The organism is Paenibacillus sp. 32352 (assembly GCF_002042965.1).
GTDB classification, from domain to species: Bacteria; Bacillota; Bacilli; order Paenibacillales; family NBRC-103111; genus Paenibacillus_S; species Paenibacillus_S vulneris.
Window position 1 is genome coordinate 377,622 of the sequence record NZ_MZNT01000003.1, and the last position, 14,462, is coordinate 392,083.

Genomic DNA, 14,462 nt, shown 5'->3' on the forward strand with positions numbered 1-14,462 from the left:
CATAAAACATTCACGAAGTTTTTCAGAAAGGTCATTCACAAACAAGTTTAATTATGATATATTTCGTGTAGAAATATTTCCTATACGAAATATATAGAAATAGAAGGAATGGAGAGAGATCTATGAATACCAAACGTTTTGCAAAACAAACCATTACAGGTGGGGTGGCAGCTGCTTTGCTGCTGGGAAGCTTTGCTTACGCTCCACAAGTAAAACCGGCTTATGCGGCTGAAGTACAGCAGACTGCAGCAGCCAGCTCGCCGATTATTGCGAACTACCTTCGCAACCTGGCTACTTACACATCTTGGGTGGCAGACAAAAATACGGATGATGTGGAATCCGACTTATTCTCGGGCAAAACGCTGATTGAATCTTCCGGATTGCCTGCATCGGAATTAAGAGATCGACTGATTAACAATTTTAATTCGTACGTAAACAGCAACGCTCCAGCTGGTCTTTCTTCCGAGGAAATTCAAAGAATCTGTGAGGAGGGGGCTCGTCAAATCGGCGAAGCCATATCTCAACCCGGCTACCAGCCTAATGACTCTCAAGCAAGTGTGAACTTGAAAGCCGTAATTCAACAACGCCTGAATTCTCTTGCTGCTGACGTTGCATTAATTGCAAACGATGATATTGAAAACATCGACTCCAAATTGGAATCCGGTTCGACATTAGCAATTGCTTCAGGACTAACCCAAGCGGTTCTCATCGATTCCTTACGCGATCTGATGTATGCATCTATTGATAGTGCGGTTGGCCAAATTCCTGTTGATCCTGAGAAAGTACGGCAAGCTAAAGAAGACGCACTTCGCCAGCTTCGTACGGCTATTACAACTCCGGGTGGATACCATACAAGCAATGTATCAAGTGAAGTGAACCTTAATGATATAGTAAACAACCGCATTTCGTTTATCATTAGCGATGCAGCTACCATTGCTGACAAAAATTACAATGATGTTGTGGAAGAACTTCAATCGGGCCGTACTTTGGCACAGGCTGTAGGGATAACTCAATCGGACCTGTCCGTTGCGCTAAACAATATCGTACAGAAAGAAATTGACTCTGCTGCTGATCAAAATGCAATCGACCCTGAACTTGTAACTAAAGCGAAAAATGATGCAGCTGCCAAAATCGGCAATATTTTGTCCCAAGAAGGTTATACAGGAAGCAGCAATACAGCTTCGACCAACATCACTTCGAAGGTTGATGAAAGACTGAAATTAATCGTTAGTGAAGCAGCTACTCTTGCGGATAAAGAAACTTATGAAGTTCAAGACCTGGTTGATCAAGGTGCAAGTCTTGCAACAGCTACAGGAATTCCCGGTATGGATTTGTTTGAACGTCTTATGACACCTATCAACCAATTTATTGACGGATTGTCTTCGGATGCCGATGTTGTGGCAGCAGCAAAAGCTAAAGCAGCTGAACAAGTAAGAACCTGGGTTAATTTTGGTTTCAATAATTAATCTTTCCCCCTCTATAAATAATGAGAAGCGCAAAGGCAAAAAAGCCTTTGCGCTTTTTATATCTGTTCAAATTGAAGGTTTTGAAAGAAGAAATCAAGGAAATGATTGAAATTGTCATATTAAACCCCTATAATTATCGACATAACCATCAAAACGGAATGGTCATCAAGTAGATTGGCATTTGGAGTGAAGTGGAAAATGGGCGATCAGGATTTGTCCAAGGGCGAAGAAAGACGCAGTAAAATTTTAACGGTTTTGAAAACGCAGGGAAGAATCACGATTCAGGATATTATGGACAAGTTCGGCTGTTCCGAAGCGACGGCTCGCCGTGACCTTGATTATTTGGTAAAGACGGAAGCGGTTATCCGAACGATTGGAGGTGCGCAATTCGAAGGCATATCCGGAATGCGGGAAGCCTCCTTTCACGAGAAGAGGCAGCTTCTGTGGGTAGAGAAGGAAATCATTGCGGCCAAGGCCGCCTCGCTGATCGAGGAAGGCGATGTCATAGGCCTTACAGGCGGAACGACGACTTATTTGATTGCCAAAGAGATCAAGACGAGAAGGAATATTACCGTCGTGACCAACGCGGTAAATATTGCCATGGAGCTTGCCGACAGCGACGGAGTGCAGGTAGTTCTTACCGGAGGCGTTATGCGCAAAAACAGCTTTGAGCTGTGCGGCCCTTTAGCGGAAAAAATAGTCGAAGGCTTGAATCTCGGTAAAATGTTCATGGGTGCGGATGGGCTTGCCCTGGAGCAGGGAGTGACCACCTATTCCGAACTGGAAGCGCAGATCGCCAGGCTGCTGATCCAGAGGTCCGTCAAAACATATGCTGTGGTCGATCATTCGAAGATTGGGAAGGCGTCTTTGTTCGGTATTGTACCGTTGTCGTCTTTGGACGGCTGCATAACGGATGCACCCTTAAGTGCGGAGCTGGCCGCTGCGCTGGACCAGGCTGGCATTGAAGTGTATATTGCAGACTCTCGGAGCTGAAGCATAAAAGGAAGGGATTGGGGAGAGATCATGGGGTTCACGATAGGAATGGATATCGGCGGAACGAACATCGTATGCGGATTGGTCGATTCGGACGGCAAGCTGTTAAATAAAATCAAGCGGCCTACGGAAGCGGGGCTTGGAAGCGGATACGTCTTTGATAAAATCAGCGGGATGGTGAATGAGCTTCTTGCCGCAGCAGGAATCACTCATAGCGATGTGAGTGCGATTGGTGTCGGCACCCCCGGTTTTATAGATCCGGAGAAAGGCATTACCCTATTCGCCAGCAATTTGAAGTGGACCCAGGTGCCGACAGCCGAAGAAATTCGCAGACGTACCGGGATACCCACCTATATCGATAACGACGTCAGAATGTATGTCTACGGTGAGGCTGTTGCCGGCGCAGCAAGAGGCTACGACCATGTACTGGGCATAACGATCGGAACCGGCTTGGCGGCTGCCGTGGTGAATCAGGGGCAATTGTATTACGGGAGCGGTTATATGGCAGGGGAGCTCGGACATATTCCTTTCCCGGAAATTCCTTATGACTGCGGTTGCGGTCTGCACGGTTGTCTGGAAACCGTCGTTTCCGCAACCGGGATCGCCCGTCAGGCAAAGGATCAGCTTGCGGCCGGCCGTGACAGCGTAATGAGAGAGTGGATGGACGCGGATCCGGGCTCAAGCCTCACCGCAGCGGATGTCTCCAAAGCCTATGATGCTGAAGACCCGCTTGCCGTGGAGATTATGAACTATACCGGAAGGCTGCTTGGCAAGGGCTTAGCGGCGGCAGTTACTTTGTACAGTCCAGACATGATAGTCATCGGCGGGGGAGCTGCATTAGCCGGAGAGCGGTTGTTCGCACCGATGCGAGAGCAGCTGCAGAACTCGGTCTATTCGGGATATTGGGAGCGGCTGACGATCGCGCAGGCGCAAATGATTGATGATGCGGGGATCGTCGGAAGCGCTATGGCAGCCGGACAGCGGCTTAAGCAGGCAAGCACAGTGTAATCCTACTCTATCATAAGAAGCCTTGGCATAAGCCTTGGCTTTTTTTGCTGTGTACATTTTTTTCACCACATAGGAAACTTAAGTTCACCGAAGGCAATGGAAGGGAACGTGTTTCCTATTGGCGACAAAAATAACCGCTAACCGCGATCGCACAACTTCGAAACTACTTCGATAAACATTTTTTTCACAATTTCTAAACAGCAATAGACGAAAATTTCCTTAATATAGTATATTAGTAGTAGTGCTAGAAGGTATATAGCAGCAAAACTAAATCATACGAAAAAAGAGTGTATTAAATATAAAGCTGTCATTAAAATAATGCTGATTTTCCTAACACTTTTTTAACAGTTTGTTTATAGGAGGCCCGTGGATGTACAAGGTTTTGGTTATTGAAGACGATCCAATGGTCGGCGAAATGTCGACGATGTATTTATCCGAAGAAGGGTACTCCGTAGAAAGAGCGGAGAGCGGCAAGGAAGGTTTGCTCTTTCTAGAACGGTTTCTTCCTGATCTTGTCATATTGGATATCATGCTTCCGGACATCAGCGGCATCGAGCTGTGCCTGGAGGTGCGCAAGGTATCCACCGTACCTATATTGGCCGTATCCATGAAAACGGAGGTTTTGGATCGGGTAGACGCCCTGGTGGCGGGAGCGGACGACTATTTATGCAAGCCGTTCAGCATGAGGGAACTGACCGCCAGGGTAGCGGCATTAATCCGGCGCTCTCATATGCAGTATCATCAGCCGGATATGGACACGGTTCATGCGATTGCAGCAGGGGCGGTGTATGAGGACGGGGAGCCGGTAACGATGGATCATGAGCGCAGAGCAATCTATGTGAACGGCGCCTTTGTCGAGACGACCTATTCCGAATTTGAGATCATGAAGCTTTTTGTTGCGAACAAGGAAAAGGTATTCAGCAGGGATGAGCTGATCAATGCTTTAAGAGGGATTGATTCCTTTGTGAACGACCGCTCTATCGACGTACACATTGCCAACTTGCGTAAAAAAATTGAGCAGGACCCGAAGGAGCCCAAATTGATCAAGACCGTGTGGGGGATCGGGTATAAGTATATGGGCAACTCTTAAGGAACCTCCTTAGGGGTTTTTGTTTTACATTCTATCCGGCAAAAGGAGCGCTCATGAGACGTTTATCGATTCGAAACAAAATGATGATTCTTGTTTCCATAATAACAAGTATCTCTTTATTATTCATAGGGATCAGCAGCTACAGAACCGCAAAGCAGCAAATTGTGAACGCGCTTCAGCAAAATGCCACGGCCAAGGTGCTGTCCCGGTCCTATAATTTGTCTGCCTGGATCGAAACCAAGCTGGCGGAAGTCGAGGTAATGAGCAGAACGAATCAAATACGGGATGGAAGCCCGTCAGAACGAATGGATTATTTACGAAAGGAAGTCGAGCGGTCGAAGGGCGTGTTTTACGATCTTGGCTTTGCCGGGCTCGACGGTTCGCTGACCTTAACTTCGGGAGAGGTGATGAACATAAGCTCTACCTCAACCTTCCAGAAGGTGATCCAGGGGAGCAGCGCAGTATCGGATGTATTTCGGGGATCCCCGCCGGGCGGCGGTATGATGTTTACGCTTCAAGTACCGGTCTACGGGGATGACGAACAGATGATAGGTATCTTGAGTGCCCTAATGTCGGTGGAATCTTCCCTTAAGCTTCATACCGACTTTAGAGTCGGGAGTGCGGATACGATCATGATGTTTACCCGGGATGGAACGATTATTTATCATCCGGACGCCTGGATGCAGGGATATGCCAATATTAGACATGCCGACTCCCCTTTGAAGGAAATCATGAGCGAGATACTGACCAACGAATACGGTTATTCTGAGACGGTTAAAGGCACGGAGGAGCAGCTGATCTTTTATTCCTCCATCTTGGGCACGCCCTGGCACATGGTGCTTCAGGTCCCCATTCAGGAATTTGAGAAACCGCTTAATGCGCTGCTGGTCAAAACGGTGCTCACCATTATGGTGTTGGAGATTGTCATGCTGTGGCTCATTACCGTGCTGTTCAATCGCGAAATAACGCGGATCAGAGAAATTACTTCCGTCACGGCCAAGGCCGCCGAAGGGCAATTTGATATTCCTCCTATCGAGATCGACAATGAGGATGAAATCAGCACTCTGGCCCGGTCGGTCAACGGGATGATGGTCCAGCTGAAGGGCATGTTCGAACGACTGGAGGCTATTATTAATCAGAATGATTTTGCTATCATCTCGTTGGATTCAAATTATAAAATTAACTATTTCAGCAAATCGGCCGAGAAGCTGCTGGGTTATACGGCGGAAGAGGTTCTGAACAAAGAAACCCCTCTATTGTTTCATGATCCGGAGCAGATCAAGGAGCTGTCCGTGCAGCTGACGAAACGACTCGGACGGCCCGTGCCCCCTGACCTCTCGGTGTTTAGAGAGCTAAGAAATATACAATTTTCCTATGACCGGGATTGGTATTTTATCCGCAAGGACGGCTCCCGTGTCGCCGTATCTCATAACTCTAACGGAGTCAGGGACCGTGAAGGGCGTTTTATCGGTGTTGTCGCGATTTCCCGGGATATAACCGAACAGGTCCGGATGCGGGAGGAGCTCTTGCAGGCAAAGCTGGCGGCGGAGGAAGCGGATTCGGCCAAAGGCGCGTTTCTCGCCCGGATGAGCCACGAAATTCGAACCCCGCTCAACGGAATTATCGGGCTGTCCCAGCTGATGCAAAAAACGGAATTGAATGATATTCAGAACGATTATTTGCGAAATATAACCAACTCGGCTCAAACTCTGCTGCGGATCATTAATGATATCCTGGATTTTTCCAAAATGGAGGCAGGAAAATTCGAGCTGGATCAAACCATTTTTCACCCGGAAGACTGCATTCAGAAGCTGTCGGAGACGATAAGCGTGTTTCTGGGCGGCAAAGAGCAGTTTGAGCTGATTATGGAAACACCGGAGCGAATGCCTAACGGACTCATAGGCGACCCGCTTCGCCTGGAGCAGGTGCTGCTGAATTTATGCAGCAACGCCGTAAAATTTACTCCCAGAGGCCACGTTACGGTACGCATTGAGATCCTGGAGGAGCTTCCGGATTCGGTGCAGTTGAGATTTAGTGTGAATGATACCGGTATTGGCATCACTAAGGAGCAGCTCGACCATTTGTTTGAGCCCTTTACTCAGGCGGACGGGTCTACCAGTCGAAAATATGGCGGAACGGGCCTCGGCCTGGTTATATCCAGCTATTTAATCGAGAAAATGGGAGGAACGCTGGAGGTGGATAGCGAATTCGGCGTCGGAAGCTCGTTCCATTTTACAGTGCGTTTCAAACGATCCAAGCAGTCCGGTATGGCCCAATACAGACTTGCCCATGCCGGGGAGCCAGTAGTATGGGTTGTCGAGGACAGCCCGGCCATGCGGGAGCATATGTGCGGCATGCTTCTATCCTTCGGTATGAAGCCTTATTTCATTCCTTCATGGAAGGAAGCGTATGCGAGACTGCAGCGGGACAACCCGCAGGAAACTGGATGCCATATTGCTATTATGGATATGGAGATGCCGGATATGTACGGGCAGGAGACATGGAGAGGTTTTCACAAGGCAGCTTCGGATGCAGGGATCATTACCTTAGCCATGACGACCGTATTCGGCAGGGAAGAGATGCTGGGGATGCCGGAAGAGGATCGGCCTGACGGGATTATTTTGAAGCCGTTCACCCGGCCGGAGCTGTTCCGAACCCTGGAGGCGTCGTTGACCCGCTTTGCTGCCACTGTCGATCATCAGGAGGCAACGTTAGGGCCATTGGAGCACAAGCCGCTATTGCCCAAAGCGAAGCGAATCTTGTTGGTGGAAGACCATGAGATTAATCAGCAGGTCGCCTGCGAGATGCTGCAGCAGCATGGTTATGTGGTGGAAATTGCCGGCAACGGAAAGGAAGCTATGATCAAGCTTGAGGAATCCGACTGGGACCTTGTACTGATGGATATTCATATGCCGGAGATGGATGGCTGCGAAACGACGGAGATGATTCGCCGCAGCCCCCGTTATGATCACATTCCGATTATTGCAATGACAGCCAACGTCATGCGGAATGACCATGAGCACTATGTTCGGCTTGGAATGAACGATATTATTACGAAGCCGCTTGAACCCGAGGCCATGTTTGCAACGCTTCGCAAATGGCTCAGAGAGTCCGGCCGGCCTTCAGAGCGCCGTCCTTATTCCGGTCAGGAGGCGGAATCCGCCTTACCTAGCGTGGAAGGAATTGACGTGAGAAAAGTCATCAACCGGTTGAACGGCAAGCTTTCTATATTTATACAGATGTTAAAAACGTTCGAGCGGGATTATGTCGATTTTCATACCCAGTTTCAGCAGGCGGTGGAACAGGGTAGAGACAACGAAGCGCTGCGGCTTGTTCATACGCTCAAAGGGGCTGCGGGCAATCTTGCCGCAGGGCAGTTGGAGACTGCCGCAGGCAGGCTGGAAACCGTGCTGCTGGCAACAGGCGATGTTGATCCTCTATCGCTTAAGAAGGCTATGGAGGAGGTCGAGAGCAGCTTGAAGCAGTTGCTTGTCTCCGTTCATTCAACGCTTCATTCTCCTGATGGCCCTTAGCGTGACTTTCCTTACTCTTAGTTCACTCTTAGCCTCTACTTTGTAGGGGCTAAGGGTGTTGAGAGACCTATTCATCTAGAAAAAAGCGAAAGGTAATAGGTGGGGTATCCCTTGGAGGAGCGGTAGCGTCCGCCTTTGTTCTCGGAAAATACCCGGCGTAGAGCGAATTTAATCAAAATTTTCCGAGAACAACAGTGGCCGGAGGGGGATACCCCACCGGGGTACCGGTGCTATTTTCCATTGTCGCAGGTTTCTTAACAAAAGCCTCTACTCCGTAGAGGCTTTTTTCCAAGGGCATCCGCCTTTTTTGGGAATCCAAGATAAGCGTCCATTAGGTGATAAAGGCTAACGCATATGTTATCACTAGGTATTTCCGCAATAAGCTCCTGCTATGCTCTTTGAAATAAGCAGTGGCAGAAGAGAGGAACATTGTGATGAGAATATTAATATGGAGCTCTATGGTTTCCGTTGGCGGGGGCTGCAGGCTGCTGGCCAATCTGGTTACCGCAATCGCGCGACAGCCGAATATTCAATTGGTTCGGGTTGTGATCTCCGCGCAAACCGGGTTCAAGGATCGCATCCAGATGAGGGAATATAACAATATTGAAATTTATTATGAGGAACAGGATATTCGCAGCGATCCGAACCATCCATATTTGCGGGATTGCCATGTTGTCTATGCGTTTTGGCCCCACGGTCCGCAGTTTGTCGACGTCAAGAAGCCTGTGGTTTGTACGTTTCATGATGCCACGATTTTGGATTTTGCTCCCCCGTTCGTCGGGGGCTCCGTCATTAGAGCCCATTGGCAGCAATATGCCGTTTGGTTCGAGCGCAGTGCCAAAGTCGTTGTCCCTTCAGAGCATGTAAAGTCCAGAATCATAGCTCATTTCGGAGAAAGATGCCGGTCGGCCGCCATTATCCGTCATGCCATTTTGCCGATGAAGCCTACTGTAGATCCGGCCTTGAATGCATCTCTGGCAACGATGCTGCCCTTTCCTTACTTTGTCTACCCGGCTAACACATCCCCGCATAAAAACCACTATAACTTGCTGCTAGGATACAATGGATGGGCCCATAGGCATCAGCATCCTTTAGTATTGTTCGGATATGGTACGGAGAAGCTTGGAATGACGCCGCCCAATTGGCCTGACGCTCCTTATCAATCAACACTTATATCCCTCATCCACAGACTCGGTTTGAAGCCGCTAAAAGACATCTATCCGCTGGGGCTAGTGCCCGATTCCTATGTCGCCCCTGTAATTAAAAATGCATATGCCCTCATTATGCCAAGCCTTTCGGAGGGAGGGGGAAGCTATCCGGTAGAAGAAGCACTAACTTTGGGAGTGCCAGTCCTATGCTCGGATATCCCGGTGATGCGGGAGCACTTATCCAACCGGAGCGCGGATGTCGTATGGTTTGATCCGGAGTCGCCCGATTCCATTACCAGAGCGTTCGAGCATCTGGCAGACCACTATGATCACTATAAGAATTCGGCAATAGCAGGGATGAACGATCCATCCGCATCCTGGGACGATATAGCCAAACAGTATATCGCCGTATTTTATGATGCGTTCAAATCCTATTATTCCGCATAATGAATCATTCCATTTGCAATCCATAGGAGGGGAGAACATCATGCGAAAACAAAAAACGCGCGTAATCAAAAAGCAGGTAAAGAAGCGGATAAGGAAAGCGGTGGCGAGACCTCGAGTGAAAAGGAAAGTGAAACGCCCCGCTCCTGCTGCCAGGAGGAAAAGGCATAGGCCCGTAAGAAAGGTTCCGTTAAAAAAGACATACCGTCAGGCGTACAATGAGGCATTTGACCAAAAGTACAACGAGGGGTTTAACACCGGTTTTGCCCAAGGTCTTAAAGAGGGGCAATAAAACCGAATTGGAGATGGCGGGAATAACTTAGGAATGGAAGAGGGCGGCTAAGGTAATTTGTACATTAACACAGGGACATGCGACGTTACGCAGTAGTTGCCTATGTAATATATTGTACTTAACCGACACGCATCACGCATCCATTCTAAAGTTGGAAACACGTTATAAGCTTTGAGTTTTGCTTAGGGCGGCAGGAAGCCCTGACTTGGAGAAGGAAGCTGAAGTTATGAGAATATTGGTCATTGGCGGTGAAGAGATCGCTGGCCGCGTTCTGGTTCCTTATTTGTACAAACAGACCTCATATGAAGTTTATTATACAACCAAGCTCAAGGGGCGGGAGCGGAAGGGGCTGTTTTTGGACCCGACGGATGAAGTTATGGTTGAAAAATTAGTGGACATCGTAGCCCCGGACGTTATCGTGAATGGAACGAGTATTATCAATGACATGGCCCGATTGCATGAGATTACCGCGTACCGGGTGAACGGCCTGCTGCCTCATCAGCTAGCCAAGCTGGCAAAGGAGCGAACCATTCGCTTGATTCATTTGAGCACCGACGGTGTATTCTCGGGAACCAGAGGGGATTACGAGGAAAGGCACGTTCCTGAGGGAACCTCCGTGTATGCCAAAACCAAGGCGTTAGGTGAAATTCGTGATTCCTCCCATCTGACGATTCGGGTATCTCTCATTGGACCGGAGGGCGGAAACGGGATCGGTCTTCTTGACTGGTTTTTACGGCAAAAGGAAGTCCGAGGGTTCGTCAATGTGCCATGGAACGGGATAACCTCGCTGGAGCTAGCCAAATTCATTCATTTTGTCGTGGAGCATGGACGGCGATTGAATGGGATTCTTCATCTGACGGCCCCGGAGAAGATCAGCAAATATGATTTGCTGTTATCCATCAAGCGTTTGTTCGGCCGATCGGACATCCGGATACAGCCTAACGATGCAGTGGAATTGGACCGGACGCTCAGAAGCACGCGCCGGGACGTCGGTTATCAAGTGGCGCCATACTCGGTTATGTTGACGGAGCTGCGAGATTGGATGCGGAGCGGGGGGTAAGGCTAATGCGCGGGGTTCGGGACCAACCAAACCCGGCGGATGCTTTACGAAGGAAGTTTTGCTTTTCTAAGGAGGACAGCACAATGAAAATTGTCATTATGGCAGGGGGGCAAGGTACCCGCTTCTGGCCCCGGAGCGTAAAGCGCAAGCCAAAACAGTTTCTCTCATTAACCTCTGAGGAAACCATGCTGCAGCAATCATATCGCAGATTCGCCCAATGGGTACCGAAAGCCTCCATCTATATACTGACGACACGCGAGTACAGCGCAACGGTCAAGGAGCAGCTTCCCGATCTGGACTTGGCCCAGATCCTGCTGGAGCCTGAGCCGAAGGATACAGGACCTTGCATTGCGCTGTCAGCGCTGCATTTTATGACCAAGGGGGAAAATGAGGTGCTTGTAACAACCCCCTCGGATCAATATATTCCCGATGATAAACGACTATGGGAAGCGCTGCTTCAAGCCGAAGCCGTTGCCGAGAGCGGTCATTCCATCGTCACCCTGGGGATCGTACCGACGAGGCCGGAAACCGGATACGGCTATATCGAGACGGAGGAGCCTGATAGCGGGGGAGCCGTACTGGCCAAGGCATTTATTGAAAAGCCTCCGCTGGATAAAGCGGTAAAATTGTTTCAACAAAAAAACATGTATTGGAACAGCGGCATCTTTGTTTGGAAGCCTTCGACAATTGCCTATTATATGACCAAATTTCAAAAAGAGATGTGGGGGCTGCTGTCCAGCTGCGGCGGCGATTGGGAGAAGGTTTATCACCGTCTGCCCAAAATCTCGATCGACTATGCGATCCTGGAAAAGGCAACGACCATCTATACGATCCCTGTCCATTTCGAGTGGGATGATGTGGGCTCCTGGACTTCGCTGGAGCGTATTTTTGAGAAGGACTCCAAAGGAAATATCGTGATGGGGGACGTCAGCGCCACCTATACGGAGAACAGCATCATCTACACGGAAGACCATAAAACGGTGGTGATCGGCATCAAGGACGTCATCATAGTGTCTACGCCCGATGGGCTGCTGGTGTGTCATAAATCCCAGGAACAGCAAATTAAAGATGTGCTGAAACTACTGGAATACTAAAGGAGGACCCTACTTCTATGAGAGTGTTAGTTACGGGAATATCCGGGTTTGTCGGCAGTCATATGGCGGAATATTTGCTGGCTAATCAAATTGAAGTCATCGGCACAATCCGGCAAAGAAGCCGATTGGATCACATCAAGCATTTGAAGGACATTCGCCTCGTGGAGTGTGAGCTCAGAGACCCGTTTTCGGTAGAGAGCCTAATCCATGACGTTAAACCGGATCTGATCTTTCATCTGGCTGCCCAAAGCTTTGTCCCGACCTCCTGGAATTCGCCTATGGATACGATTCATAATAACGTTGCGAGCCAGGTCAATATTTTCGAAGCGGTGAGACGCTCCAATCTGGACTGCAAAATACAGATTGCTTGCTCCAGCGAGGAATACGGCCATGTGGAACCGCATGAAGTGCCGATTAAGGAAACCAACCCGCTTCGCCCATTAAGCCCTTACGCCGTCAGCAAAGTGACGCAGGAGTTTCTCGGATATCAATACAACAAAAGCTATGGGTTAAACGTCGTGCTGACCCGCACCTTTAATCATACGGGACCCCGCCGGGGGGAGAACTTCGTCACCTCGAATTTTTCCAAGCAAATCGCCGATATCGAAAAAGGGAAAAAGCAGCCTGTGCTGTATGTCGGCAATCTTCAGGCCAAACGGGATTTTACGGACGTGAGAGATATTGTGAGAGCTTACTGGCTTGCCGTAAACAAAGGAGTGCCGGGAGAAACCTATAATATCGCATCCGGCAAGTGCTATACCATACAAGAGGTATTGAATAAACTGCTGGCTCTCAGCAAGGTGCAAATTGAAATCAAGGAAGACGAGTCGCGCCTGCGCCCTTCGGATGTGGAGATCTTGCTAGGTGACTACACCAAATTTCATCAGCAAACGGGCTGGAAGCCGGAAATACCGTTTGACCAAACGCTGGAGGATTTGCTGAATTATTGGAGAATGCAGCCATAACCGTGCAGCAAGGCTGTTTTATCCCTAATAGCAGATTTACTTCCGTTTTTCACTGTGCAGAGATTGGGAGGGCGAGCGATGAAAGCACGAAAGATGGCAGGCGCGGTCAAAAAAACGGCGGCGGGCAAACGGATTCGATTGCGCAAACGGCAGCCGGCCAAGCGTAAAGTGCTCGGTCTGAAAAAATGGCCGAAACCAAAGCAGGGCAGACCAAGTCTTAAGTCGCCGTTCTCCGCTTCTATTAGAGGGGTTAACCTGATAGGCTTCATTCGGGCGGAGACGGGGATAGGGGAATCGGCGCGCCTTGGGGCCAGGGCTCTCGTCAATACGGATATCCCCTTTGGCATCATGAATTACAAAGCGAAACATGATGTTCGTACAGAAGATACAACCTGGTCCTATAAGGAAATGGACAAAGCGGTATATAACACGAATATTTTCCATATTAACGGGGATATGATCAAGCGGGCGGCCAGACATTTTGGCGACCGCGTGACAAGGAACAAGTACAATATAGGCTACTGGCATTGGGAGCTGCCCGAGTATCCGAGAGTGTACTGCAAGGGCTTCGATGTCGTGCAGGAAGTGTGGGTGCCTTCAACCTTCGTCCTTGACAGTGTCTCTATGAAATCCAAGGTCCCGGTTGTCAGAATACCGCACGGCATTGAGGTCGGGTATCAGGCGGAGCTGAATCGTGACTATTTTGGCCTGCCTCATGGCCGCTTTTTGTTCTGCTCCATGTACGATACACAGAGCTATCACAAACGAAAAAATCCTTTGGCGGCAATAGAAGCCTTTAAGCGGGCGTTTGACCATGAAGCCGGCGTGGCCTTGGTCATCAAGGTCAACAACCCCGAATCGAAGCCGGGCGAGCTTGATCTGCTGAGGCAGGCGGCGGCAGGACATCACAACATCATCCTTCTGGACCGGACCATGACCCGGCTCGAAGTGAATTCGCTGCTTCAATGCATCGATTGCTTTGTTTCGCTGCACCGTTCGGAAGGCTTCGGGCTGGGTCTGGCCGAGGCGATGTATTTGGGCAAACCGGTTATTGGCACCAACTGGTCCGGCAACACCGACTTCATGCATCCCGGAAATTCCTGCGCGGTCAATTATAAATTGGTAGACGTCGGGGAATATTGGGGGCCTTATGAAGCGCATCAAAAATGGGCGGAGCCGGATATCGACCATGCGGTAGAGTATATGCGCAGACTGGTCGCGCATCCGGAATGGAGGCAAATGATTGCCGAGAACGGGCAGCATACGATCCGATCCCAGTACTCCCCCCAAGTTGTTGGCCAAATGGTGAAAAAGCGGCTGATCCATCTAGGTTTAATTCAATAGTACACTGAGTAAGGGAGATCGATTC

10 protein-coding genes are annotated in these 14,462 nt (G+C 49.4%); all 10 read left to right on the forward strand.

What is annotated here, in order from left to right:
* Positions 1-122: 122 nt before the first annotated feature.
* Positions 123-1,466 carry a hypothetical protein gene (locus tag B1728_RS09390; RefSeq protein WP_079909933.1) on the forward strand — a complete coding sequence of 448 codons (1,344 nt, stop codon included), beginning with the start codon at positions 123-125 and terminating at the stop codon, positions 1,464-1,466.
* 198 nt (positions 1,467-1,664) lie between these two features.
* Entirely contained in the window at positions 1,665-2,459 is a 795-nt protein-coding gene (locus B1728_RS09395) for a DeoR/GlpR family DNA-binding transcription regulator (protein WP_079909934.1), read from the forward strand.
* Positions 2,460-2,489: 30 nt separating this feature from the next.
* Entirely contained in the window at positions 2,490-3,467 is a 978-nt protein-coding gene (locus B1728_RS09400; protein WP_079909935.1) for an ROK family protein, read from the forward strand.
* Between the two features lie 370 nt (positions 3,468-3,837).
* Entirely contained in the window at positions 3,838-4,557 is a 720-nt protein-coding gene (locus tag B1728_RS09405) for a response regulator transcription factor (RefSeq protein WP_079909936.1), read from the forward strand.
* 53 nt (positions 4,558-4,610) lie between these two features.
* On the forward strand, positions 4,611-8,090 hold the full coding sequence (locus tag B1728_RS09410) for a response regulator (protein WP_079909937.1): 3,480 nt from the start codon (positions 4,611-4,613) through the stop codon (positions 8,088-8,090).
* A 434-nt stretch (positions 8,091-8,524) separates the two neighbouring features.
* Positions 8,525-9,685: a glycosyltransferase gene (locus tag B1728_RS09415; RefSeq protein WP_079909938.1), complete on the forward strand. Its 1,161-nt coding sequence runs from the start codon at positions 8,525-8,527 to the stop codon at positions 9,683-9,685.
* A 515-nt stretch (positions 9,686-10,200) separates the two neighbouring features.
* Positions 10,201-11,034, forward strand: a complete 834-nt coding sequence (locus B1728_RS09425; protein ID WP_079910161.1) for a dTDP-4-dehydrorhamnose reductase family protein — start codon at positions 10,201-10,203, stop codon at positions 11,032-11,034.
* A gap of 83 nt (positions 11,035-11,117) precedes the next feature.
* On the forward strand, positions 11,118-12,128 hold the full coding sequence (locus tag B1728_RS09430) for a mannose-1-phosphate guanylyltransferase (protein WP_079909940.1): 1,011 nt from the start codon (positions 11,118-11,120) through the stop codon (positions 12,126-12,128).
* A gap of 17 nt (positions 12,129-12,145) precedes the next feature.
* A complete protein-coding gene (locus tag B1728_RS09435; RefSeq protein WP_079909941.1) occupies positions 12,146-13,093 on the forward strand; it encodes a GDP-mannose 4,6-dehydratase in 948 nt (315 codons plus the stop codon).
* A 78-nt stretch (positions 13,094-13,171) separates the two neighbouring features.
* Positions 13,172-14,437, forward strand: a complete 1,266-nt coding sequence (locus tag B1728_RS09440) for a glycosyltransferase family 4 protein (protein ID WP_079909942.1) — start codon at positions 13,172-13,174, stop codon at positions 14,435-14,437.
* The last annotated feature ends 25 nt before the right edge of the window (positions 14,438-14,462 follow it).

What these genes read in the sequence shown, in the direction of transcription:
- B1728_RS09390 (WP_079909933.1), top strand. Translation starts at nt 123, where the DNA reads ATGAATACCAAACGTTTTGCAAAACAAACCATTACAGGTGGGGTGGCA.
- B1728_RS09395 (WP_079909934.1), top strand. Translation starts at nt 1,665, where the DNA reads ATGGGCGATCAGGATTTGTCCAAGGGCGAAGAAAGACGCAGTAAAATT.
- B1728_RS09400 (WP_079909935.1), top strand. Translation starts at nt 2,490, where the DNA reads ATGGGGTTCACGATAGGAATGGATATCGGCGGAACGAACATCGTATGC.
- B1728_RS09405 (WP_079909936.1), top strand. Translation starts at nt 3,838, where the DNA reads ATGTACAAGGTTTTGGTTATTGAAGACGATCCAATGGTCGGCGAAATG.
- B1728_RS09410 (WP_079909937.1), top strand. Translation starts at nt 4,611, where the DNA reads ATGAGACGTTTATCGATTCGAAACAAAATGATGATTCTTGTTTCCATA.
- B1728_RS09415 (WP_079909938.1), top strand. Translation starts at nt 8,525, where the DNA reads ATGAGAATATTAATATGGAGCTCTATGGTTTCCGTTGGCGGGGGCTGC.
- B1728_RS09425 (WP_079910161.1), top strand. Translation starts at nt 10,201, where the DNA reads ATGAGAATATTGGTCATTGGCGGTGAAGAGATCGCTGGCCGCGTTCTG.
- B1728_RS09430 (WP_079909940.1), top strand. Translation starts at nt 11,118, where the DNA reads ATGAAAATTGTCATTATGGCAGGGGGGCAAGGTACCCGCTTCTGGCCC.
- B1728_RS09435 (WP_079909941.1), top strand. Translation starts at nt 12,146, where the DNA reads ATGAGAGTGTTAGTTACGGGAATATCCGGGTTTGTCGGCAGTCATATG.
- B1728_RS09440 (WP_079909942.1), top strand. Translation starts at nt 13,172, where the DNA reads ATGAAAGCACGAAAGATGGCAGGCGCGGTCAAAAAAACGGCGGCGGGC.